Annotated in this window: 20 protein-coding genes; 9 read left to right on the top strand and 11 right to left on the bottom strand. The window is 69.3% G+C overall.

Going from position 1 to position 21732, the window contains the following annotated elements; all coding sequences use genetic code 11:
- The first annotated feature begins 103 nt into the window (after window positions 1-103).
- On the top strand, window positions 104-1006 hold the full coding sequence (locus DFP88_RS05235; RefSeq protein ID WP_110813421.1) for a dihydrodipicolinate synthase family protein: 903 nt from the start codon (window positions 104-106) through the stop codon (window positions 1004-1006).
- Here the strand turns inward: DFP88_RS05235 and DFP88_RS05230 are convergent, their stop codons facing one another.
- From DFP88_RS05230 to DFP88_RS05220, 3 genes are all read right to left on the bottom strand, one after another.
- Complete coding sequence (locus DFP88_RS05230; protein ID WP_110813420.1) at window positions 1007-1825, bottom strand: hypothetical protein; 819 nt, start codon at window positions 1823-1825, stop codon at window positions 1007-1009.
- Window positions 1822-3057, bottom strand: a complete 1236-nt coding sequence (gene rlmN, locus DFP88_RS05225; RefSeq protein WP_110813419.1) for a dual-specificity RNA methyltransferase RlmN — start codon at window positions 3055-3057, stop codon at window positions 1822-1824. Before rlmN ends, DFP88_RS05230 begins: the two co-directional genes overlap by 4 nt.
- A 138-nt stretch (window positions 3058-3195) precedes the next feature.
- Window positions 3196-3723, bottom strand: a complete 528-nt coding sequence (locus DFP88_RS05220; protein ID WP_110813418.1) for an invasion associated locus B family protein — start codon at window positions 3721-3723, stop codon at window positions 3196-3198.
- A gap of 198 nt (window positions 3724-3921) precedes the next feature.
- On the opposite strand from DFP88_RS05220, the gene DFP88_RS05215 reads away from it, so the two are divergent.
- Window positions 3922-4923, top strand: coding sequence for an asparaginase (locus DFP88_RS05215; protein WP_425450818.1), 1002 nt, complete (start codon window positions 3922-3924; stop codon window positions 4921-4923).
- Between the two features lie 224 nt (window positions 4924-5147).
- Here DFP88_RS05215 and serB read toward each other — a convergent pair whose 3' ends face one another.
- Complete coding sequence (gene serB / locus DFP88_RS05210) at window positions 5148-6029, bottom strand: phosphoserine phosphatase SerB (protein WP_110813416.1); 882 nt, start codon at window positions 6027-6029, stop codon at window positions 5148-5150.
- 139 nt (window positions 6030-6168) lie between these two features.
- Here serB and DFP88_RS05205 point away from each other — a divergent pair, with 139 nt between their 5' ends.
- From DFP88_RS05205 to pncA, 4 genes are all read left to right on the top strand, one after another.
- Window positions 6169-7326: a phosphoserine transaminase gene (locus tag DFP88_RS05205; protein WP_110813415.1), complete on the top strand. Its 1158-nt coding sequence runs from the start codon at window positions 6169-6171 to the stop codon at window positions 7324-7326.
- A gap of 86 nt (window positions 7327-7412) precedes the next feature.
- The gene (serA, locus tag DFP88_RS05200; RefSeq protein WP_110813414.1) at window positions 7413-9011 is read left to right on the top strand and encodes a phosphoglycerate dehydrogenase; all 1599 of its coding nucleotides are present in this window, start codon (window positions 7413-7415) and stop codon (window positions 9009-9011) included.
- A 151-nt stretch (window positions 9012-9162) separates the two neighbouring features.
- Window positions 9163-10245: a tRNA 2-selenouridine(34) synthase MnmH gene (gene mnmH, locus DFP88_RS05195; RefSeq protein ID WP_110813413.1), complete on the top strand. Its 1083-nt coding sequence runs from the start codon at window positions 9163-9165 to the stop codon at window positions 10243-10245.
- 10 nt (window positions 10246-10255) lie between these two features.
- Entirely contained in the window at window positions 10256-10855 is a 600-nt protein-coding gene (pncA, locus tag DFP88_RS05190) for a bifunctional nicotinamidase/pyrazinamidase (protein WP_110813412.1), read from the top strand.
- A gap of 15 nt (window positions 10856-10870) precedes the next feature.
- Here pncA and DFP88_RS05185 read toward each other — a convergent pair whose 3' ends face one another.
- Window positions 10871-11878 (bottom strand): NADP-dependent oxidoreductase, encoded by a 1008-nt coding sequence (locus tag DFP88_RS05185; protein ID WP_110813411.1) that lies wholly within the window; start codon window positions 11876-11878, stop codon window positions 10871-10873.
- A gap of 119 nt (window positions 11879-11997) precedes the next feature.
- Between DFP88_RS05185 and pncB the strand changes: the two genes are divergently transcribed.
- Together pncB and DFP88_RS16820 are read left to right on the top strand one after the other, a co-directional pair.
- A complete protein-coding gene (pncB, locus tag DFP88_RS05180; RefSeq protein WP_110813410.1) occupies window positions 11998-13290 on the top strand; it encodes a nicotinate phosphoribosyltransferase in 1293 nt (430 codons plus the stop codon).
- A gap of 51 nt (window positions 13291-13341) precedes the next feature.
- Entirely contained in the window at window positions 13342-14352 is a 1011-nt protein-coding gene (locus DFP88_RS16820; protein WP_146227424.1) for a hypothetical protein, read from the top strand.
- A 40-nt stretch (window positions 14353-14392) separates the two neighbouring features.
- Here the strand turns inward: DFP88_RS16820 and arfB are convergent, their stop codons facing one another.
- Window positions 14393-14806: an alternative ribosome rescue aminoacyl-tRNA hydrolase ArfB gene (gene arfB, locus DFP88_RS05175; protein ID WP_110813409.1), complete on the bottom strand. Its 414-nt coding sequence runs from the start codon at window positions 14804-14806 to the stop codon at window positions 14393-14395.
- A gap of 118 nt (window positions 14807-14924) precedes the next feature.
- On the opposite strand from arfB, the gene DFP88_RS05170 reads away from it, so the two are divergent.
- Window positions 14925-16775 carry a hypothetical protein gene (locus DFP88_RS05170; protein WP_110813408.1) on the top strand — a complete coding sequence of 617 codons (1851 nt, stop codon included), beginning with the start codon at window positions 14925-14927 and terminating at the stop codon, window positions 16773-16775.
- Between the two features lie 271 nt (window positions 16776-17046).
- On the opposite strand, the gene DFP88_RS05165 is transcribed toward DFP88_RS05170, so the two are convergent.
- The 5 genes from DFP88_RS05165 to DFP88_RS05145 form a co-directional block, all read right to left on the bottom strand.
- A complete protein-coding gene (locus DFP88_RS05165; RefSeq protein ID WP_110813407.1) occupies window positions 17047-17670 on the bottom strand; it encodes a queuosine precursor transporter in 624 nt (207 codons plus the stop codon).
- Window positions 17671-17774: 104 nt separating this feature from the next.
- Window positions 17775-18662: an esterase-like activity of phytase family protein gene (locus tag DFP88_RS05160; protein WP_110813406.1), complete on the bottom strand. Its 888-nt coding sequence runs from the start codon at window positions 18660-18662 to the stop codon at window positions 17775-17777.
- Between the two features lie 4 nt (window positions 18663-18666).
- Complete coding sequence (gene mepA / locus DFP88_RS05155; RefSeq protein WP_245904703.1) at window positions 18667-19614, bottom strand: penicillin-insensitive murein endopeptidase; 948 nt, start codon at window positions 19612-19614, stop codon at window positions 18667-18669.
- The gene (locus tag DFP88_RS05150; RefSeq protein WP_110813405.1) at window positions 19611-20996 is read right to left on the bottom strand and encodes an MFS transporter; all 1386 of its coding nucleotides are present in this window, start codon (window positions 20994-20996) and stop codon (window positions 19611-19613) included. Before DFP88_RS05150 ends, mepA begins: the two co-directional genes overlap by 4 nt.
- Before the next feature lie 149 nt (window positions 20997-21145).
- Window positions 21146-21688, bottom strand: coding sequence for an acyl-CoA thioesterase (locus tag DFP88_RS05145; RefSeq protein WP_110813404.1), 543 nt, complete (start codon window positions 21686-21688; stop codon window positions 21146-21148).
- Window positions 21689-21732 lie beyond the last annotated feature (44 nt).

Genomic DNA, 21732 nt, shown 5'->3' with positions numbered 1-21732 from the left:
CGCGTCCTCCGATCCTGATGTCGTTGCGGCAACCCGGCGAGGGTTGCGCGGGTTCCGGGGCGGCGCGCATGGTGCGGAGGTGTTGCGTAGTGCCGAGGCCCCCATGTCCGCCCCCTTGTCCATGTTTTGCGGATTGTCCGCTTTTCCGCTGACACCGGCGGATGCAGAGGGGCGCCTGCAGCCTGACGCCTTGGCTGCGCTGATCGAGCGGCTTTGCGCGGCCGGGGTGGACAGCATCGGGCTGCTGGGCAGCACCGGCGGCTATCCCTACCTGACGCGCGAGGTGCGGCGCGAGGCGGTGCGGGTTGCGGTGGAGGTGGCGGGCGGCCGCGCCCCGGTGATCGTGGGCGTTGGCGCCTTGCGCACGGATGCGGCGCAGGCGCTGGCCCGGGACGCCGAGGCGGAAGGCGCCTCGGGCGTGTTGCTGGCGCCGGTGTCCTACCAGCCGCTGACCGAGGCGGAGGTGGCGCAGCTCGTGGAGAGCGTTGCCGGGGCCTCCGGCCTGCCGCTGTGCCTCTACAACAACCCCAGGACGACGGGCTTCACCTTCAGCGAGGCGCTGGTGGCGCAGCTCTCGCATTTGCCGCGGGTGGCGGCGGTCAAGATGCCCTCGGGCGTGCCGGACCTGCCGCAGCAGATCGCCCGCCTGCGGGCCAGCTGCGCCGAGGGCTTTGCGATCGGCTACAGTGGCGATGCCGGGGCGCCGGAGGTCCTGCTGTCGGGCGCGGATGGCTGGTTCAGCGTCATCGGCGGGCTGCTGCCTGCGCCTGCGCTGCGGTTGGCGCGTCTGGCCGCGGCAGGGGAGGTTGAGGCAGCGAAGGCGCTGAGCGACGAACTCGCGCCGCTCTCGGGCTTGGTGCAGGAGTTCGGCGGGTTCCGGGTGATGTATGCCGCGGCGCGGATCAAGGGGCTGGCGGTGTGCGATCCGCCGCGCCCCGTGCTGCCGCTGCCGGCGGAGGTGCTGCCGCGCCTCGAAGCGGCGCTGGCGCAGGCCCCCGCCTGCTGATCAGACGGCGACGATCGGCTTCGGCTTGGCCTGCTGGGGCGCCTGCTTCTGCGCGCTCTGCGCCAGCATCCTGAGTTCCGCCTGCACCATGCCGAGGCTCATGCGCAGCGCTTCGGGCAGGACCTCTTCGCCGCCGGACTGGCGCTGCTGCGCCTCGGCCTGCAGGGTGCGGGCGCGGTGGATCAGCGCCATGGCGCGGATGTCGCGGTTGGCGCGGTTGCGCGGCGGCACGAGGAAACGGGGCTGGAGCGTCTTCAGCTCGGGCTTCTCGGCGACCAGCGCCTCGTAGGCCTCGTCGTCCTTCACGCCGGTGACATCGGCGTGGAAGGCGACCTGGCCCGGCACGGCCATGTAGAAGCTAAGGTTGCGCGAGGCGCAGCGCATCTGCACGATCGAGTGGTCGACATGCATCTTCAGCGTGTAGGAGGCGACATCGTTCAGCGGCGCGAAGGGCTCGAGCGGGAGTTTCTTCTGCGGCAGCATCAGCACCTTGGCGAGCGCGCGCAGCAGCTCCACCGGGTTACGGGTGCCGACCGCCTCGAGGATGCGGCCCGCCATCTTCTGGCTGGACTGGTCGGCGCGCTGCGGCGCGTCCTCGGTGCCGGGCTTGGGCACGAAGAAGACAAGGCCGTTGGGCAGCGGCACGGCGCCGGTCTGCGTCAGCGTGACGAGGGTCTTGGCGCTTTGCGCTTCCATGTCCCAGTGCCAGACATCGCGCCATGTGGCGTTGGCCATCTGCGGCTGCGCCATGATCGCGTCGCGCATGGGCTCGCTGACGGCGAGCGGCTCGAACTCGACCTTGTTGAGCGTGATCTTCATTGCGCGCCCTCCCCCTCACTGGTTTCCGCGGCGATCTGGGCACGGGTCTTGCGCCCGCGTTCCGTCGCCGATTTGAGCTGGCCGCAGGCGGCCATGATATCCTCGCCCCGGGGGGTGCGGATCGGGCTGGCGTAGCCGGCCTTGTACAAGATGTCCGCGAAGGCGCGGATGCGGTTGTTCGAGGACCGCCGGTAGGGGGCGTCGGGCCATTCGTTGAAGGGGATCAGGTTGATCTTGGCCGGGATGCCGCGGATCAGCTCGACCAGCCGGTGCGCATCCTCGTCCGAATCGTTCACGTCCTTCAGCATGACGTATTCGAAGGTGATCCGCTCTGAGTTCGACAGGCGGGGATACTCCTTGAGCGCGGCAAGCAGCGTCTCGATGTTCCAGCGCTTGTTGATCGGGACCAGCTTGTCGCGCACTTCGTCCGTCGTCGCGTGGAAGGAGACGGCGAGCTGGCAGCCGATCTCTTCGGCGGTCTTGGCGATGGCCGGGACGACGCCGCTGGTCGAGAGCGTGATGCGGCGGCGCGAGAGGGCGATCCCCTCACCGTCCATGGCGATCTTCATCGCGTCGCGCACGGCGTCGAAGTTATACAGCGGCTCGCCCATGCCCATCAGCACGATGTTCGACAAAAGCCGCGTCTCGTCCCGCGGTGTGCCGGGGACGGGCCATTCGCCCAGATCGTCGCGCACCAGCATGACCTGGCCCACGATCTCGCCGGGGGTGAGGTTGCGCACCAGCTTCTGCGTGCCGGTATGGCAGAAGGAGCAGGTCAGCGTGCAGCCGACCTGGCTCGAGACGCAGAGCGTGCCGCGATCCTCTTCGGGGATGTAGACCGTCTCGACCTCGTGCCCGCCGGCGATGCGCACGAGGTACTTGCGGGTGCCGTCGGTGCTGATCTGGCGGCTGACGATCTCGGGCAGGGAGATGCGGAACTGCTCGGCCAGCATGGCGCGGAAGGGCTTTGCGAGGTTGGTCATCGCGTCGAAGTCGCGCACGCCCCAGTGATAGAGCCACTGCCAAACCTGGTTGGTGCGCATCTTGGCTTGCTTTTCGGGGGTTCCGGCCTCGATCAGCGCGGCGGTCAGCTGCGGCCGCGTCAGGCCGACGAGGTTCACGCCGCCCTCTTCGGAGAGCTTGCGCGGTACGGTCAGCAGATCGGGGGTGATCGCGGCACCGCGCGCGGGCGCGGCGGCGGAGGTATCGATCTTCGGGGCCGTCGCCGTCATGCGCCAAACCTTCCGGGGTCAGAAACTGCAGGATGCACCGCACCGGTGCTGCCTGCTCCATATGGGCAAAGCCGGGGCGCCATCAAGCGTCCCGGCCGGTGGTCTGCGTCTCAAGGGCCTGCCGCGGCAGGCGCCGGGTCAGCTGCTGCAGCGCTGCGCGGCCTCGTCGATGGCCGCGGTAAAGCCCATCAGCGAGAAGGTGTCGCGCGTCGTGGTGCCGCGGCTGGACTGGCCGGTCACAACCGCCTCGGCGCCGCGGCGCATCGAGGCGACGATGCGGGCATCGTCCTCGGGCGTGGCGGGCCAGGCCCAGTTGCCTTCGGAGAACATCTGGTACTCGGTCCCGCCGATCTCGATCGTGACGGTGGAGCCGCCCGCGAAGGGGTAGCCGCCGGTGAAGGTCACCTGCCCGTCGACGCCCTCGGCCGGGCGGTAGAAGACGAAGAGCAGCGTCTCGCCGCGGTTCACCTCGACCGGCTGGCCGTCCTGGGTGTTCAGCTGCTCCTTCGGGGCGGAGACGCCGAAGCATTCCGTCGGATCGGTCTCCTGGAAGACGCTCCAGTCGGTATCGGCCGCAACCCGGTTCGAGGTGGTGTCCTGCGCCGCTGCGCCACCGGCCGAAAGGGCGGCGATCATCGCGGCGGGAAGAAATCGGCGAATGGTCATCGTGTGTCGTCCCTCTGTCTAGCCTCGCCCGCCCCTGGGCTTCCTGCCGGTGCGACCCTTCTGATGCGAGGGCTTTTCGGCTGGAAGGGGCGGCATCAACCCGATAGCCAGACCAGTAGCAACAAAGGCGGGCACCGGGAAAGCCCCGGTCACTCACTTCTCTGCGCGAAAGCCCGCCGAAGGGAGAACGATATGCCGGTGAACGAGGGTGCGGAGCTGGTCGAGGTGCTGCGGGGCGGCGCGGTGGAAAGCGTGCATCGCGGGCATGTGGCGGTCTGGGGTCCGGGCGGGATGATCGCCGGCTGGGGCGATCCGGAGGCGGTGATCTTCCCTCGCTCGTCCTGCAAGATGATCCAGGCCTTGCCGCTGATCGAGAGCGGTGCCGCCGATGCCGCGCGCCTGACGCCCGAGCATCTGGCGCTGGCCTGCGCCAGCCACCAGGGCGCACGCATCCATACCGACCGCGTCACTGACTGGCTGGATGACCTCGGCCTGACCGACAGCGACTTCCGCTGCGGCCCGCAGACGCCCGCCGACAAGCCGGCGCGCAACGCGCTCATTCGTGCCCATGCCGCCCCCTGCCAGGTGCACAACAACTGCTCGGGCAAGCATGCGGGCTTCCTGACGCTTAACCGGCAGCTGGGCGGGGACGCGGATTACGTCGAGATCGACCATCCGGTGCAGCGCGCCGTGCGCGCCGCAACGGAAGAGGTCTGCGAGGCGGAAAGCCCGTACTACGGCATCGACGGCTGCTCGGCCCCGAACTTCGCGATGCGGCTGGACGCGCTGGCCATGGCAATGGCCGGTTTCGCGAGTGCCGAGGGCCGCTCCGGCGCCCGTGCTGCCGCGCAGGTGCGGCTGGTGCAGGCGATGATGGCGCATCCCGAGCTGGTGGCGGGCGTGACCCGCGCCTGCACCGAGCTGATGCGCGCCATGCCCGGCCGCGCCGCGATCAAGACCGGCGCCGAGGGTGTCTTCTTCGGCATCCTCCCCGAGCGGCAGGTGGGCTTCGCGCTGAAGATCACCGACGGCACCACGCGCGCGGCCGAATCGGTGGCCGCGGCACTGCTGGTCGCGCTGGGCGTGCTGGAGGCGGAGCATCCGCTGGCGAAGAAGCGGCTCGACCCGGTTCTGAAGAACTGGCGCGGCATCGAGGTCGGCGCCATCCGCCCGGTGGAGGCGCTGCGGGCCAGCCTGTAAAAAGGCGCGCTTCCGCGCATTCGGTTTTCGAGCGCGGGGAGGCGACGCTTTCGGCCGGGCCGAGGTCCGGCGGATAGGGGGTGCTTTTGCTGGGGAGGCGCTTGAGGGCGCGGTCCGCGTCCTCAAGCAGCCTGCCTCAGGGTTCTGCGAGTCGCGGCTTCGTCAAGGATGCCGGGCTGCGCCCGCGCCTGCGGCGTCCTTGACCAAGCCCCGAATCGCGGGCGCTAGAGGCCGGCGAAACCGTCCTTGCGGTAGCCTTGCAGGTAGAGAAGGGCCGTCAGATCGCCGTGATTGATGCGGGTGCGGGCCTGCGCCGCCACGACCGGCTTGGCATGCAGCGCCACCCCGAGGCCAGCGCGGGTCAGCATGCCGAGGTCATTGGCGCCGTCGCCCACGGCCAGCACCTGTTGCGCGGTAAGGCCCAGGCCCTTGGCGATCTCCTCCAGCGCCTCGACCTTGGCCTCGCGCCCCAGGATCGGCGGCTGGACGCGGCCGGTCAGCTTGCCCTCTTCGGCCAGAAGCACGTTGGCGCGGTGCTCGTCGAAGCCGAGGCGGGCGGCGACGGGGCCGGTGAAGGCGGTGAAGCCGCCGGAGACGAGGGCGGCATGGGCGCCATGCGCCTTCATCGTCGCCACCAGCACCGCGCCGCCGGGGGCGAGGGTGATGCGCGTCTCGAGGACGCGGGCGATCACCGCTTCGTCCAGCCCTTCGAGCAGGGCGACACGCTCTGTCAAAGCCTCTTCGAAGTTCAGCTCGGCGTTCATCGCGCGGGCCGTGATCTCGGCGACGCGGGGGCCGACGCCGGCCTCGGCCGCGAGCTCGTCGATGCATTCCTGCGCGATCATTGTGCTGTCCATGTCAGCGAGCAGCAGCCGCTTGCGTCGCCCCTCGGTGGGCAGCACGGCAAGGTCGATCCCGGCCTCCTGCATCTGCTGCCACTGGACCTCGATATCCGCGGGGGCGGCGGACAGGTCGAACTCCGCGGCCTCGCCTGCCGACAGAAGGCGCAGCGCGCTGCCGCCCCAGGCTGCGCGCAGCGCCTCCACGCGGGCCATGTCCAACGCTCCGGGGGCGGCAATCAGGACGGCGGTCTGGGACTGGGTCATGGGGCGGCTTTCGGTTCTTGCGGAGGTGTCGCGCCATTTAGAACGATCCTCTCCGTTGCGGAAGGCATCGGGCGGCGCTATGTCCGGCGGTGGGACACCCTTCCCCAACGAAGGGCGCATATCTGTAAGGATACCAGCAATGGTCACCACGCCTCCGGCCACGCGGCCGGCAAATCCGCGTTTTTCGTCCGGCCCATGTGCCAAGATCCCCACATTCTCGCTCGATCAGCTGTCGGACGCGCCCCTGGGCCGCTCGCACCGCGCCGCTATCGGCAAGGCCAAGCTCGCCGAGGCGATCGAGTTGACGCGCGAGGTCCTGGGCATCCCCGAGGACTACCGCATCGGCATCGTTCCCGCCTCGGACACCGGGGCGGTCGAGATGGCGATGTGGTCGCTGCTGGGTGCGCGCCCGGCGACGATGCTCGCCTGGGAAAGCTTCGGCGCCGGCTGGGTCACCGACGTGGTCAAGCAGCTGAAGATCGAGGCCGAGATCAAGACCGCCGAGTACGGCGAAATCGTCGACCTGAAGGAGGTCGATTTCGACACCGACGTCGTCTTTACCTGGAACGGCACCACCTCGGGCGTGCGCGTGCCGAATGGCGATGCGATCCCGGCGGATCGGGCTGGCCTGACCATATGCGATGCCACCAGCGCCGCCTTCGCGCAGGACCTGCCCTGGGACAAGCTCGATGTGGCGACCTTCTCCTGGCAGAAGGTGATGGGCGGCGAGGCGGCGCATGGCATGCTCGTCCTTTCGCCCCGCGCGGTGGAGCGGCTGGAGAGCTATACCCCCGCCTGGCCGCTGCCGAAGATCTTCCGCATGACCAAGGGCGGCAAGCTGATCGAGGGCATCTTCAAGGGCGAGACGATCAACACCCCCTCCATGCTGGCGGTCGAGGATTACCTCGTCGCGCTGAAATGGGGCCAGTCGGTCGGCGGGCTGGCGGGGCTGATGGCCCGCGCCGATGCCAATGCCAAGGTGCTCTGGGATTTCTGCGAGGGACGCGACTGGATCGCCAACCTCGCGCAGGATCCGGCGACGCGGTCGAACACCTCGGTCTGCCTGAAGTTCACCGACGGTCGCATCACGGACGGCGCGGCTTTCGCCAAGGCCGTGGCCAAGCGGCTCGAGGCCGAGGGCGTAGCCTATGACATCGGCGCCTATCGCGATGCGCCGGCGGGGCTGCGGATCTGGTGCGGCGCGACGGTCGAGACCAGCGACCTTCAGGCGCTGATGCCCTGGATCGAGCAGGCCTTCGAGGCCGAGATCGACGCGCAGGCGGCGGTGGCGGGCTGAAGCCCGCCCTACGCCAGCCTTTCACAACATCCCATCCGGGGTAGGGCGGGGTTCACCCCGCCGCCCCGGCCCGCAAGGAGCATTCCATGCCCAAGGTTCTCATCTCCGACGCCCTGTCGGATGCCGCCGTCCAGATCTTCCGCGACCGCGGGATCGAGGTCGATTTCCAGCCCAAGCTCGGCAAGGACAAGGAGGCGCTGGCCGCAATCATCGACCAGTACGACGGCCTCGCCATCCGCAGCGCCACCAAGGCCACCGAAAAGCTGATCGAGCAGGCCTCCAACCTCAAGGTGATCGGCCGCGCCGGCATCGGCGTCGACAACGTCGACATTCCCGCCGCCTCCAAGCGCGGCATCATCGTGATGAACACGCCCTTCGGCAATTCGATCACCACGGCCGAACATGCCATCGCGATGATGTTCGCCGTCGCCCGGCAGATCCCCGAGGCCAGCGCCAGCACCCATGCCGGCAAGTGGGAGAAGTCGAAGTTCATGGGGGTCGAGCTGACCGGCAAGACCCTTGGCGTGATCGGCGCCGGCAACATCGGCTCCATCGTCATCGACCGCGCGCGCGGGCTGAAGATGAAGGTCGTGGCCTATGACCCCTTCCTGTCCGAGGACCGCGCCACCGAGCTGGGCGTCGAGAAGGTCGAGCTTGATGCCCTGCTGGGCCGGGCCGATTTCCTGACCATGCACGTCCCGTTGACCGACCAGACGCGCAACGTGCTGAGCCGCGAGAACATCGCCAAGCTCAAGCCCGGCGTGCGCATCGTCAACTGCGCCCGCGGCGGTCTGGTGGACGAGGTGGCGCTGGCCGAGGCGCTGAAGGAGGGCCGCGTTGCCGGCGCCGCCTTCGACGTCTTCGCGGAAGAGCCCGCGACGGAGAGCCCGCTCTTCGGCCTGCCCAATGTCGTCGTCACGCCGCACCTCGGCGCCGCGACCTCCGAGGCGCAGGAGAACGTCGCCCTGCAGGTGGCCGAGCAGATGTCGGACTACCTGCTGACGGGTGCCGTGACCAATGCGATCAACATGCCCTCGATCAGCGCCGAAGAGGCGAAGATCATGGGCCCCTGGATCAACCTCGCCGGCCACCTCGGCAACTTCACCGGGCAGATGACGCCCGAGCCGATCAAGGCGATCAACATCCTGTACGACGGCGAGGCGGCGGAGCTGAACCTTGCCGCGCTGAACGCCGCCGTCGTCGCGGGCATCATGCGCAAGGCCAATCCGGACGTGAACATGGTCTCGGCCCCGGTCATGGCCAAGGAGAAGGGGATCCAGATCTCCACCACCCGGCAGGACCAGTCCGGCACCTACGAGGGCTACGTGAAGGTGACCATCGTCACCGAGGATCGCGAGCGGTCCGTCGCCGGGACCGTCTTCTCGGACGGCAAGCCGCGCTTCATCCAGATCAAGGGCATCAACGTCGATGCCGAGATCGGGCGCCACATGCTTTATACCACCAACAGCGACAAGCCCGGGGTGATCGGCACGCTGGGCGTGACGCTGGGCGAGAACGGCGTGAACATCGCCAACTTCACGCTGGGGCGAAACACCAAGGAGGGGCAGGCCATCGCGCTTCTCTACGTGGATGACGAGGTGCCGCAGCCGGTGCAGCAGAAGCTGCGCGACACCGGCCTCTTCCAGCAGGTCACCACGCTGGTCTTCGACGTCGACGAGGGCTGAGCCGGCGGAGCGGGGGGCCAGCCCCCCGCAGCCCCCCGGGATATTTGCAAAGAGAAGAAGGGGGCGCCGGATGCGGCGTCCCCTTTGCCGTCCGGGCCTTTCCGGCCCCCGCCCGGCGCGGTATGACGCCCCGTCCCCGCAGGAGGCCGCCATGACCGCCCAGCTCAGCCGCGTGACCGAGTTTCTCGACCATCCCTATGACGAGGTGATCGACGTCCGCTCTCCGGCCGAGTTCGCCGAGGACCGGATTCCGGGCGCCATCAACCTGCCGGTGCTCTCGAACGAGGAACGGGCGCGCGTCGGCACCATCTACAAGCAGGTCGCCCCCTTCGAGGCCCGCAAGATCGGCGCCGCGCTGGTTGCCGCCAATGCCGCCCGTCATATCGAGGGGCCGCTGGCCGACCGTCCCTACCGCTGGCGCCCCTTGGTGCATTGCTGGCGCGGCGGGCAACGCTCGGGCAGTTTCGCCAGCATCCTTTCCCAGATCGGCTGGCGCGCCGAGGTGCTGGAGGGCGGCTACAAGGCCTGGCGCCGGGCGGTGACGGAGATGCTCTACGACACCCCGCTGCCGCACCGCCTCGTGCTGCTCGACGGTTATACCGGCACCGCCAAGACGGCCCTCCTGCCGCTGCTGGAGGCGCGCGGGGTGCAGGTCGTCGACCTCGAGGGGCTGGCCCGGCATCGCGGCTCGCTCCTCGGGGCCATGGCAGGCGGGCAGCCGGCGCAGAAGGGGTTCGAAAGCGCGCTTGCCGCCGCTTTCGCGCGCCTCGATCCCGCCCGCCCCGTGCTGGTCGAGGCCGAGAGCAGCAAGGTCGGCGATCTGATCCTGCCGCCCTCGGTCTGGGCGCAGATGGGGGAAGCGCCGCGGATCGAGATACGGGCCCCGATAGAGGCGCGGGCGAAGTTCCTTGCCAGCGCCTATGCCGATGTCAGCGCCGATCGAGCGCGCCTTGCCGCCCTTCTCGATCAGTTGCGCCGCATCCGCGGCCACGAGGTGGTCGAACGCTGGCAGGGCCTGCTGTCCGAGGGGCGGCATGTCGCGCTGGCCGAGGCGCTGATGGTGGATCACTATGACCCTTCGTACAGCCGCTCGCGCGCGGCGCACGACCGCCCGCTGCTCGCCGCCGTGGAGGCCGAGACACTCGACGCGCCGGGGCTGGAGCGTGCGGCCGATGCCGTGGTGCAGGCGCTGGACCATCTGCCGGCCTCTGGCCGTGCCCAAGGCGAGACATGAGGAGACTGCCATGCGTGACGCCACCGAAGCCCTGATCGTGATCGACGTGCAGAACGACTTCTGCCCCGGCGGCGCCCTGCCGGTCGAGGAGGGGGACGCCGTCATCCCCGGCATCAATGCCGCCATGGAGGACTTCGCCACCGTCATCCGCACGCAGGACTGGCACACGCCCGGCCATTCCAGCTTTGCCTCGAGCCATGACGGGCGGGCGCCTTTCGACGAGATCGAGATGCCCTATGGCCCGCAGGTCCTCTGGCCCGACCACTGCGTGCAGGACACGCCCGGCGCGGCCTTCCACCCGGACCTGCGCGATGTGGGCGCCGTGGTGCGCAAGGGCTTCCGCCCCGATATCGACAGCTACTCCGCCTTCTTCGAGAACGACCACGAGACGCCGACCGGCCTGCACGAGATGCTGCGGGCCGGGGGGATCGAGGCGGTGACGCTGGTGGGCCTCGCCCTCGATTACTGCGTCGCCTGGTCGGCGCTGGACGCGGCGGCGCTGGGCTACCGCGTCACCGTGCCGGCGGCCCTGTCGCGGGCCATCGACCTGCGCGGCAGCCGCGCGGCGATGCTGGACCGGATGGCGGCGGCGGGGGTGACGGTGCTCTGACCGCCACCCGGCGCGTCAGGGGATGCTGAGGGCGATCTTGCCCTGCACATGCTCTGTCTTCTGGGCCTCCTGCGCCTCGGCGGCCTTGTCCAGCGGGTAGCTTCGGTCGAGGCGCAGCGTCAGCCGGCCCTGCTCGACCATCCGCATGAGCTCGTCGAGCTGGACACCGCTTTCGTCGGCCATGAAGATCGTGCCGGTCGCGCCGCGCTCTGCCAGCGCCGCCTCGTCCGGCTTTGCCACGACCGAGACCAGCCGGCCGCCCTGCTTGAGCACGCCGTAGGAGCGGGAGAGCGTCTCACCCCCCACGAGGTCGATCACGAGATCCACCGCGCCCGCGCGATCCTCGAACCGCTCGGAGCGGTAGTCGATCACCTCGGCGGCGCCGCATTCCTTGAGGAAGGCCTCATCCTCGCTGCGGGCGGTGACGATGACCTCGGCGCCGCGGTCTCGCGCGATCTGCACCGCGACATGGCCGACGCCGCCGCTGGCGCCCTGGATCAGCACCCGCTGCCCCTCCTGCAGCCCGCCGTGGTCGATCAGGGCCTGCCAGGCGGTCAGCCCGGCCAGCGGCAGGCAGGCGGCCTCCTCGTGGCCTAGGGAGGCGGGCTTGGCGGCGGCATCGCCCGGCTCGACGATGGCGTATTGCGCATAGGCGCCGCGGCCGATCCGCGTCATCGCGATGACCTCGGCGCCGTCATCGAAGCTGTCGATGCCCTGGCCGCGCGCCGCGACGACGCCCGAGACGTCGCGTCCCATGGCGAAGGGCAGGGCGTCCTCGCCCACGGGCGGAAAGCCGCCCTCGCGGATCTTCCAGTCCACCGGGTTCACGCTGGAGGCGAAGACCCGCACCAAAAGCTGTCCCGGCCCGGGCACCGGCCGCTCCACCTCGTCGAGCTGCAGCACCTCTGGCCCGCCGAAGCGGTGCAGCCGCACCACGCGCATGGTCTCGCCGCTGCCTTGCTCGGCTGTGCTGGGATCACCCGCGGGGGCCTCGCCCGGGCGGCTCTGGGTCGGTTCGGTCATGGCTGGACCTCCTGTCTGATCGGCTGCGGGGCAAACGCGCCGGGGCAGGGGCCGTTCCGGCGACTTTACAAGCCCGCCCCGCTCTGCCCTAGTCCCTGTCCGAGGAATGGGAGGCCTTGATGGTCGATATCGCCGAGCGCGTCTGGAACCACCGCTGGAAGATCGACCCGATCGTCCGATCCCTGATCGATACCGATTTCTACAAGCTGCTGATGTGCCAGACGGTGTTCCTGCGGCACCGCAACACGCGGGTCACCTTCTCGCTGATCAACCGCTCGAAGGACGTGCGCCTGGCCGAGCTGATCGACGAGGGAGAGCTGCGCCAGCAGCTCGATCACATCCGCTCCCTCTCGCTCAGCCGCGGGGAAAGCACATGGATGCGGGGCAATACCTTCTACGGCAAGCGGCAGATGTTCCGGCCCGAGTTCATGGATTGGTTCGAGGGGCTGCGCCTGCCGCCCTACCAGCTGGAAAAGAAGGACGGCCAGTACGAGCTGACCTTCGAGGGCACCTGGCCCGAGGTCATGCTGTGGGAGATCCCGGCGCTGTCCGTGCTGATGGAGCTGCGCTCCCGCGCCGTGCTGGAGCGCATGGGCCGCTTCGAGCTTCAGGTGCTCTACGCCCGCGCGATGACCAAGCTGTGGGAAAAGATCGAGGTGCTGCGCGAGGTGCCCGACCTGAAGATCGCCGATTTCGGCACCCGGCGCCGGCACTCCTTCCTCTGGCAGGACTGGTGCGTGCAGGCGATGACCGAGGGGCTGGGCGAGGCCTTTACCGGCACCTCGAACTGCCTGATCGCCAAGAACCGCGACCTCGAGGCGATCGGCACCAATGCGCACGAGCTGCCGATGGTCTATGCCGCCCTCGCCGAGGGCGACGAGGCGCTGGCCCGTACCCCCTACGAAGTGCTGCGCGACTGGCAGGAAGAGCACGAGGGCAACCTGCGCATCATCCTGCCCGACACCTACGGCACGCCGGGGTTTCTGGAGCATGCGCCGGACTGGCTGACCTCATGGACCGGGATCCGCATCGACAGCGGCGATCCGGTGCAGGCCGCCGAGACCGCGATCCGCTGGTGGGAAAGCCGCGGCGAGGACCCTCGCGAGAAGCTGGTCATCTTCTCGGACGGGCTGGACGTCGCGGCCATGACTTCCCTCGCGCAGCGGTTTTCGGGGCGGGTCAAGGTCAGCTTCGGCTGGGGCACGCTGCTGACCAACGATTTCATCGGCCTGACGAAGGGCGACGCGCTGGCGCCCTTCTCCCTCGTCTGCAAGGCCGTCGCCGCCGAGGGCCGCCCGACGGTCAAGCTCTCGGACAACCCGCGCAAGGCCATGGGCCCGGAGGCGGAAGTGGCGCGCTACAAGCGGGTGTTTGGGGTCGGGGCGCAGGCGGAGCGGGAGGTTGTGGTGTGAATTTCAACCACTAGTATAGCCCCTAGTGTTTTTTAGGGGGGGTGATTCGGTTTGGCAGACGGTCATAACGAAGAAATTGTTAATATTGGGCAGTCAAATACTTCCCTCACTTTTCACGATTTGCAGTCGATCTACAACGAACTCACTGGTCGAAAGGAGCAGCTGCGGGACTGCATCGGTCCGGGGTATCGCATATCGTTTGAAGATCTCATTCAGCTGAATTTCAAGATCGAGCAGTGCCTAGCTTCATATGGAGCCAAGATCGGCAATTGCGCTGTCACAGTGGTCTACGTCAATGGCCAAAGGGAGGTTTTTAGTAGCTTCTCTAGATTTAAGTTGTTCAATGTCGGAAACCCGTCTGCCACTTTAAATCTTACGCTGGAGTACAACTTTATTTTGATACCGGCTGGTAGTAATCAGACGCTTCAGTATAAGCTTGAGGTGGATCTACCATCACCGGTCGGGGCGTTTCGTAAAGCCAAAACCACGGACTATGGAAATTATTCCCTAGGCCTCATGGCGCAAAATCTGCACGGCCATTCAAAAATAACGTATGTAGACTATGCGGCAGCTAGGCACTTCCAAGCGCAGGTTTCTGAATGGGTTGATAGCCTTACCATTGTTGAGAAGCCGGCGTGGCTAAAGTTTCTTCAGCGCCACAGTCATCACTTTCACTTCCTAACTATCAGCATATGTTCCGCCGCTCTGCTAGTTTCGGTGCTTTACTATATTGCCGCACAGCCTGTGCTGCTATCAACGAGCGAGCCTACAGCTCACCATATGCAAACGTATAATGAACTGCTTTATTCAGCGCTGCTTGGTCTGGTTATGGCTACATCACTAGGTTACGTCTGCGGAAAGGCGTTGGAGGTGTATGTTGATAGGGTGAGACCTATGTCGTATCTCCTGTTGAATAAAGGTGATGAGAATCTTATTGCGGAACAGAAAGTCTCTCAAAGAAAGGCGAAATTAGTTTTTATCGCATGGATTGCTCTGACCGGACTATCAGCTATAGCTCTTAATTTAATAGCAAGCGCTTTGTTCAGGTTTTGGGTGGGCTGAGCCTTTAATTACCGAGCTGTTATAATTGCGGCAGTGCTCATTACTCCACCTTCCCCCTCAGCGCCTTCACCTGCCCCCGCTGCTTCTTCCCCTCCAGCCGCCGCATCTTCGACCCGTAGGTCGGCTTCGTCGGCACGCGGCGTTTCGGGACATGGGTCGCCTTCAGCACCAGCTCGGCCAGACGCTCGCGCGCCAGCTCGCGGTTGCGGGCCTGAGAGCGGGTGTCCTGCACGAAGATCACCACCGCGCCCTCGGCGGTCCAGCGGCGGCCCGCAAGGCGGCGCAGGCGGCGCTTGACGGGATCGGGGAGGGAGGGGCTGCGCTCGGCCTCGAAGCGCAGCTCGACGGCGGTCGAGACCTTGTTGACGTTCTGCCCGCCGGGGCCAGAGGCGCGGGCGAAGCTTTCCGTAATCTCCCATTCCTCCAGCGCGATCCTGTCGTCGATGCGCAGCATGCGCGCCCCCCTTGCCGTTCCCGTCGTTTCCGTCGCCTTCCGCGCGGAAGGCCGCTAAACCCGTCCCGCGTCCCCGGCACAATAGCCGCTGGGCGCAGGGCGTCGAGGGAGGGCCCGCGTGACGAGGGGCACAGCTTACCTGATCCGGGTCCTCGCGATCCTCGCCCTCGTCTGGGCGCTGGCGGCGCGCGCGGGCACGGCGAGCGCGCTCGAGGCGGGGCTGCTGGCGGGGGTCGTCGCGGCGCCGCTCTGGCTGACGCTGGCCTACCTCGCCTCCGTCCGGCGGGCGCATTTCCTCTCGCTGTTCGAAGAGGGGGCGCCATGGCGCGGCTGGCTTTCGGGCTGGGCGCTGCGGCTGGTGCTGGCGGTACCGCTGGCGCTCTGGGCGGGGGCGACGCTGTTGGCGGATGCGGTGGGGCGCGGGGCGCTGGTGACGGTCGACCTCGGCCTTGCCGCGCTGGCGATGCCGCTGGGCGCCTGGGCCGCGACGCGGATGGTCGGGCCGGCGCTGAAACCCTTTGCCCGGCCCGCCGCCGCGATCTGGGGCGGGTCGCTGCTGGCGGCGGTGCTGCTGACGGCGCTGCGGCTGGCGGTGGGCGTGGCGGCTTTGCCCGGCGCGCTGTCATCGGCGGTCGCGGCGCAGGGCAGCTACCACGGGCCCTCGGCCCTCGTCGCCTGGATCACCGATGCCGCCGCGATCCTCTCGGGCGCCGAGGCCGCGGCGGCGGGCTATGCCGGGCGGCTGGGCTGGGGCCTGCCGGTGACGCTCTGGCAGGCGGCGGCGGGGTTCGCCTACTACCTCGGGCTCGCGTTGATCTTCGGCGCCTGCCTGCTGCGGCGGGCGGAGTTGCGGCGTCTTTTCGGCGCCAGCGCAGACCCCGTGCCGCCGCCGCTGCGCCGCGGGCAGGTCGCACTTGCCGGCTTCATCGCGGTGCTGGCCTTGGCCGTGCTGGCCGAGGGCCTCGCGCTGGGAGAGCGGGCGGCCGGCGCCGCCGGACCGCAGGTTCAGCTGCAGGCGCAAGCGCCGGGCGCGCCGGGCGCCGCCGACCTCCCCGCGCTGCCGGGGCAGGAGGGGGCGGTGCCGCGCCTGCCCGGGCCCGCGCGCCTACGGCAGGCGATAGAGGCGGAGCGGATCGCCGATGCTTTCTTCGCCCCCGGCACCACGGCCCGCCTCGAGGCGCTGCGGGCCGAGGTGCAGGCCGAGATCGACGCCGCCGATGCCCAGTTGGGAGAGGCCATGGCCGCCGGCTTCGACGCCGCGCGCGGGCAGGTGCCCGCCTTCCTCGACTGGTACTACAGCCTGCCGGCGGAATACCTGCGCACGGGCCACCTGCTGATCGGGGATGCCGAGGCCTACCTGCAGGACCGCTTCACCGAGACGGTGCTGGCCGGCGGGGCCTTCGATGCCGCGCAGGCGCAGGCGGCGCAGGCCCGCGCCTTGGCGGCAGAGGCCGCCGCGCGGTTCGAGGCGCAGCGGGCCGCGCTGCTGGCCGATCCGCTGAACCTGCCCGAGGGGGCTTCAGTGCAGCTGGTCGCCCCGCCCCTGGGCCTGCCGACCCTGCCGGAGGGCGCCATTGCTCTGCCGGAGCGTCTGGCCCTGAGCGGGGCCGGGGGCCTTGCCGGGGGTGCGCTCGCCGGGGCCATCGGCGCGAAGGTCATGGCCAAGCTCAGCGCGAAGGGCACGGTCAAGCTGGCCGCTCAGGCCCTGGCCAAGCTGGCCGGCGGCAAGCTGGTCGGCGGTGGCGGCGGTGCGGCGGCCGGGGCGCTGGCCGGCGGGACCATCGGCAGCGTCGTGCCCGGTGCGGGCACCGTTGTCGGGGCCTTTGTCGGCGGGGTCATCGGCGGCGTCACGGTCAGCCTCGGCGTCGATTACCTGCTTCTGTCGCTCGAGGAGCAGCTGGGCCGGGCCGAGTTCGAGGCGCAGATCCTGGACGCCATCGACGAGGCCGAGGCGGAAGTCGGCCTCTAGGCTTGCGCAATGAAAAAAGGGCCGCCCCGGCGATGGGACGGCCCTTTCCAGAAGATCAGGAGGTGGGCCGGTTAGACCGTATCCACCCGCAGGTCACTGCCACCGAGGGCTGCCTCAGTCGCGCGTCCCCCGAGCTGTCCCGACACCCTTCTCCAATACCTCTTTAGACACTGGATCACCTCCTTTCTGATGTTTCGCCTATGGATCAGGCTGACACCCCGGACGCGCATGTCAAATAAAATGCCGCGTGATCCGCGTCTCCGGCAGGGCCTCAGGCCGGCGCAGAGGGGCGCTGCCTAATAATCAGGCGGAAGGGGATCAGCGCGATCATCGCCAGCGTGATCTTCACGCACCAGTCGGCCAGCGCGAGGCTGACCCAAAGCGGCACCTCGGGCCCGGCCAGCAGAAGCGGCGCGGCCTCGCGGCCCCAGGCGGTCGCGGCATCGGCGGCGGGGCCGAAGCTGATGAAGCCCGCGAAGGAGATGGTGAAGAAGAGCGCCGTATCCACGCTCGCCCCCACGAGGGTCGAGGCGAGGGGCGCGCGCCACCAGCTGCCCTGCCGGAGCCGGTCGAAGACGCCGACGTCCAGAAGCTGTGCCGCCAGGAAGCCGGCGCCCGAGGCGACGGCGACGCGCAGCGTGACGGCGGGGCCGTATTCCAGCTGCACCTGCGTGCCGATCAGCGAGCACAGGATGCCGGTGACGAAGCCGGCCAGCACGACGCGCCGCGCGGCGGCGGGCCCGTACCAGCGGTTGGTCACGTCGGTGATGAGAAAGGCGATCGGATAGGTGACGGCGCCCCAGGTCAAGAGCCCGTCGAGGATCAGGAAATTGACGAGGATGTTCGATGTAACGACGACGAGCCCCATGAGGGCGATGCCGGGGAGAAGGCGCATGATGCTATGGTCCGTTTTGGCAAGGGTGCGGCGACTTGGCCGCCTTGGCGCAAAACTGCGTAAGCCCGGGCGGCGCCGCGGCTTAGCGCCGCGCCGGGGCGGCGTCAACGCTGGGGCGCGGGGCCTTGGCCGGCTTCGGGCACCGTCAGCTCGACGATCTGGGTCTGCTGCAGCGGGTTGAGGTTGTCGTCCGAGATCATCGTCAGCCGCAGGTCCCCCGCGTCGTCGCGCCAGACGGAAATGCCCTCGAGGTTGTCGAACTGCCGAATGCCGCTTTCGATCAGGACCTCCGCACTGGTGCCGTCCAACGCCATGCGCCGCACCCGGCTGCGAAAGCCGATCCCGACGAAGTCTCTTTCGAGTACGTAAAGGCGCCCGTCGGGGCCGATGTCGGCCCCGCTTATCGCGAAGTTGCCGATCCGCGGCAGCGAGAAGGGGATCGTCCAGCCGCCATCGGTGTAGCGGAAGACGGGGAAGGGCTGGTCCGCGCGCCCGGCCCGTTCGGGGATCGTGTAGATGGCGCCGTTTGGCCCGATCGCCAGCGCCTCCAGCGCGGCGTTGCGCCCCATGCCGGCGAACTCGCGCGGGCTGGGCAGGACCTCAGTCTCGCCGGGGGGGCCGATGCCGCGCTGGACCCGCGCCGGGCCTTCGAAGCTAATCCAGATGCCGCCCTCGGCATCGAGGGCCAGCCCCTCGCTGTCGCCCCGCCCGCCGGGCAGGGCGGCGCCGCCGGGGCCGCGCAGGGGAAGCCGCTCCTCGGTCGTGGCGCCGGTGACCCGGCCCGCCTCGTCGCGGGTGAAGCTGCCGCGCAGCAGGTAGGTGCGGTCGGACAGGACGAGGAACCCCGCCCCGTCATCCGTCACCTCGATGCCGGAAAAGCCGCCCGTCCCCTCCGGCGCATCGCGCCAGGCAAAGACCTCGGCCCTCCCGGCATCCTGCGCCCAGACGGGGGCCGCGGCCAGAAGGGCCGCGGCGAGGATCCAGCGCCTCATCCGGTCAGTTGCTGTTCAGCACGGCGGTGCATTGCGGCGGCAGCGAGGCCATGGTGACCGGCGGCTTCGGCGGCGCGGGGGTCCAGTTCGGATCGGGGGGCGGCGGGTTCAGGATGTTGTTCACCCAGTCGCGCGCATCCTGGCAGCCGTCGCCCGGCGGGATCGGATCCTGCGGCTCGCAGCCTGGATTGCCGGCGGGGCAGTTCAGCCGCACGTGGATATGATCGGCATGCCCGTACCAGGGCCGGATCTTGCGCAGCCAGCTGCGGTCGCCGGTGGCATTCTCGCACATCGAGACCTTGGCGCCGGGGAAGATGAAGATCCGCTCCGTCCGCGGATCGCTCGCCGCGGCGCGCAGAAGCGCCTCGTGCTGCGGGGTCCAGGCGCTGTTGGAATAGGCGCCATTGCCGCGCTGGAAGTTGCTGGCCGAGATCGCCTCGCGCTCGGCCCGGGTCAGGTCCAGCCGCTGCGGCGCGTCGAGCCAGATGTCGACGTCGATGCCGTTCTGGTGGCTGGCATGGCTGCCGGGCATCGGCCCGCCGCGCGGCTGGCTCATGTCACCGACGTAGATCCCCTCCCAGCCCGGAAGCTGGGCCGCGGCGCGGGACAGATCCTCGATGTAGTCGATCAGGTCGGGCTGGCCCCAGAAGCGGTTGCGCGACAGGCGCATCGCCTGCCAGGTTGGCCCACTTTCGGGCAGGGCCTGGGCGCCGGCCTGGCAGCCGGCGGAATAGAAGCCCAGCGCCTCGGGCCCATGGGCAGAGGGCGTGGCGCGCGCGGTCAGCAGAGGCTGGGCCAGCCGTGTGTCGCCGGCATTCAGCGACGGATCGGCGGGCAGCAGGTTGCGCTGAAGCGCGGCGCCGCCGGGGCCGGAGGCAGGGCCGCAGGCCGCAAGGCCGAGGCCCAGCGCCAGGGCGCCGGAGGCGAGAAGTCGGGGCAGGCTAGGGGTCACGGGCGGTCTCCGTCCTTGTCGACCCAGGCTAGCAGCAGGAGGGCGAGGAGGAAAAGCGCGATCACCGGCAGGAAGCCAAGTTGCGTGGAGCCTGTCGCATAAGTGACCACACCGATCAGCATCGGCGCGAGGAAGGCTGTCGCCCGCCCCGACAGCGCGAAAAGGCCAAAGGCCTCTGCCGGGCGCTCGGGGTCGGCATGGCGGGTCATCATGGTGCGCGAGGCGGCATAGAGCGACCCGCCAGCCCCGCCGATGGCCGCGCCGCAGACGTACATGATGATGTCGGGCAGGCGCGATCCGGGCGCCAGCGGCACGCCGAACAGCACCTCGCGCGACATGCCGACGATGATCGAGCCGACCGCGATCAGGATCAGGACGGAGGCGATGATCACCGGCTTGGGCCCGACGCGCTGATCGGCGATCCCGCCGATCCAGCTGGCCAGCGCCGCGACGACGGCGCCGATCACGCCGAAGATGCCGATGTCGATCACCTCCCAGCCCAGCACCAGCGTGGCATAGACCCCGCCGAAGGCATAGACCGCCCCCAGCGCGTCCCGGTACAGCATGGAGGACAGCAGAAAGGCGCCAAGGCTGCGCCGCCCGGTCACCTGCGCCCAGAGCCGGCGCAGCCGTGTCAGCACCGGCTCGCGCGCCGGCTGCGGCGCCGGCACGTCGCGCAGCAGCACGAAGAAGGGGATGATGAAGACCGCGTACCACAGCGCGATCACCGGCCCCACGGCGCGGGTGCCCTCGCGCGCCGCACCGTCTAGGCCCAGCGCCGGCGCCCGGCCCAGCAGCGTCAGCCCATCCGCATTGTCGACCAGCAGCCCCAGCATCAGGAGCAGCGACAAGACCCCGCCCCAGTAGCCGAAGGCCGCCCCGCTGCCCGAGATGCGGCCGATCTGCCGCCCGCTGCCCAGAGAGGGCAGGATCGCATTGGCGACGTTGTTCGCCGCCTCGCCCGCGGCAAAGCCGGTGAAGAACAGGATCAGCGCCGGGATCAGCAGCGCGCCGTCCGGCGTCAGCATCCAGAGCGCGGCAGAGCAGGCCACCACGATCACCGAGAGCGCCGCGATCCAGGGCAGCTTGCGCCCCGAGGCATCGGCCCAGGCCCCCAGCACCGGCGCCGTCAGCGCGATGGCAAGGCCCGAGAGGGTCTGCCCCACCGACCACAGGCTCTGCGCGGCGGCGCCCGCCGCCTGCGGGTCCAGCCCCTCGGCGCCGTAGCGGCGGGCGGCGATCTCGGCGAAGTAGGGGCCGAAGGCGAAGGTCAGCCCCAGCGTGGCATAGGGCTGCTGCGCCCAGTCGAAGAACATCCAGCCCCAGATGCGGCGTTTCTGCTCCCCTGCGGTCCGGGCCCCTGAGGCCGGTTCTGTCGCCATGCGCGCCGCTCCTGCTGCTGCTCCTGCGGAGATGACAGCACTGGCCACCTCAGGGCAATCGGCCTTGTGCGCGGCACCGGGTCGGAGGAGGCCGCGCGCAGCCGCGGCGCCGGGCGGCGGGGCTCGATGCCCCGGCCGCCCGGCTCCCCCTAGTCCGGCATCGGCGGCCAGGGGCGCTTGTCCTCGGCCTCGGCCCAGGCGGCGATCCAGCCCGGCATCGGGGGCGAGGTTTCGGCCCCCAGCGGCGCCATGACCTCGGCGGGCGGCACGATGCCGCGCCGTCCCTGCGCCGCGATCACCGCCATGCGCAGCAGGACGTGGTTGGCGCACTCCCCGTCCGGGCGCCAGAGCGATTGTTCGATGTAGACGAAGCGCGCGTCCCAGCAGACCGCCCGGCTCTTCATCGTCACCCGCTGCATCAGGGTGATCCGGCGGCGGTAGCGGACCGAGGCGCCGGCCACGACCATGCCCAGCCCCCGCTCGCGCAGCACCCCGCTCAGCCCGGTGCGAACCGAGAGCGGGATGCGCCCCATGTCGTAAAGCGTCAGCGTCCGCCCGTTGTTCAGCTCGCGCCAGAGGTCGAGGTCCCAGGGCAGGCACAGATGCGTGCTGACATGGGTGCCCAGGGGCGGCAGCGGCGCATCGCCGCGGTGTTTCGACAATTGCCAGAGCAGGCGCAGGAAAGGGTACATCGGCAGGCTCCTTCGGGATCGCAGGCTTTGCCGCGCACCGGCGC

Origin of the sequence: Pseudoroseicyclus aestuarii (assembly GCF_003217255.1) — a bacterium.
GTDB lineage: Bacteria > Pseudomonadota > Alphaproteobacteria > Rhodobacterales > Rhodobacteraceae > Pseudoroseicyclus > Pseudoroseicyclus aestuarii.
The sequence above is the reverse complement of the archived record's forward strand: the minus strand, read 5'-3'. Positions and strand labels throughout refer to the sequence as shown.

Excerpts from the sequence above, each read along its gene's own strand:
- DFP88_RS05160 (WP_110813406.1), bottom strand. The coding sequence starts at position 18,662 with ATGAGGCGCTGGATCCTCGCCGCGGCCCTTCTGGCCGCGGCCCCCGTC.
- mnmH (WP_110813413.1), top strand. The coding sequence starts at position 9,163 with ATGACCGCCCAGCTCAGCCGCGTGACCGAGTTTCTCGACCATCCCTAT.
- DFP88_RS05205 (WP_110813415.1), top strand. The coding sequence starts at position 6,169 with ATGGTCACCACGCCTCCGGCCACGCGGCCGGCAAATCCGCGTTTTTCG.
- arfB (WP_110813409.1), bottom strand. The coding sequence starts at position 14,806 with ATGCTGCGCATCGACGACAGGATCGCGCTGGAGGAATGGGAGATTACG.
- DFP88_RS05150 (WP_110813405.1), bottom strand. The coding sequence starts at position 20,996 with ATGGCGACAGAACCGGCCTCAGGGGCCCGGACCGCAGGGGAGCAGAAA.
- serA (WP_110813414.1), top strand. The coding sequence starts at position 7,413 with ATGCCCAAGGTTCTCATCTCCGACGCCCTGTCGGATGCCGCCGTCCAG.
- DFP88_RS05230 (WP_110813420.1), bottom strand. The coding sequence starts at position 1,825 with ATGAAGATCACGCTCAACAAGGTCGAGTTCGAGCCGCTCGCCGTCAGC.
- DFP88_RS05235 (WP_110813421.1), top strand. The coding sequence starts at position 104 with ATGTCCGCCCCCTTGTCCATGTTTTGCGGATTGTCCGCTTTTCCGCTG.
- DFP88_RS05185 (WP_110813411.1), bottom strand. The coding sequence starts at position 11,878 with ATGACCGAACCGACCCAGAGCCGCCCGGGCGAGGCCCCCGCGGGTGAT.
- serB (WP_110813416.1), bottom strand. The coding sequence starts at position 6,029 with ATGACCCAGTCCCAGACCGCCGTCCTGATTGCCGCCCCCGGAGCGTTG.
- pncA (WP_110813412.1), top strand. The coding sequence starts at position 10,256 with ATGCGTGACGCCACCGAAGCCCTGATCGTGATCGACGTGCAGAACGAC.
- DFP88_RS05220 (WP_110813418.1), bottom strand. The coding sequence starts at position 3,723 with ATGACCATTCGCCGATTTCTTCCCGCCGCGATGATCGCCGCCCTTTCG.
- DFP88_RS05165 (WP_110813407.1), bottom strand. The coding sequence starts at position 17,670 with ATGCGCCTTCTCCCCGGCATCGCCCTCATGGGGCTCGTCGTCGTTACA.
- rlmN (WP_110813419.1), bottom strand. The coding sequence starts at position 3,057 with ATGACGGCGACGGCCCCGAAGATCGATACCTCCGCCGCCGCGCCCGCG.
- DFP88_RS05145 (WP_110813404.1), bottom strand. The coding sequence starts at position 21,688 with ATGTACCCTTTCCTGCGCCTGCTCTGGCAATTGTCGAAACACCGCGGC.
- pncB (WP_110813410.1), top strand. The coding sequence starts at position 11,998 with ATGGTCGATATCGCCGAGCGCGTCTGGAACCACCGCTGGAAGATCGAC.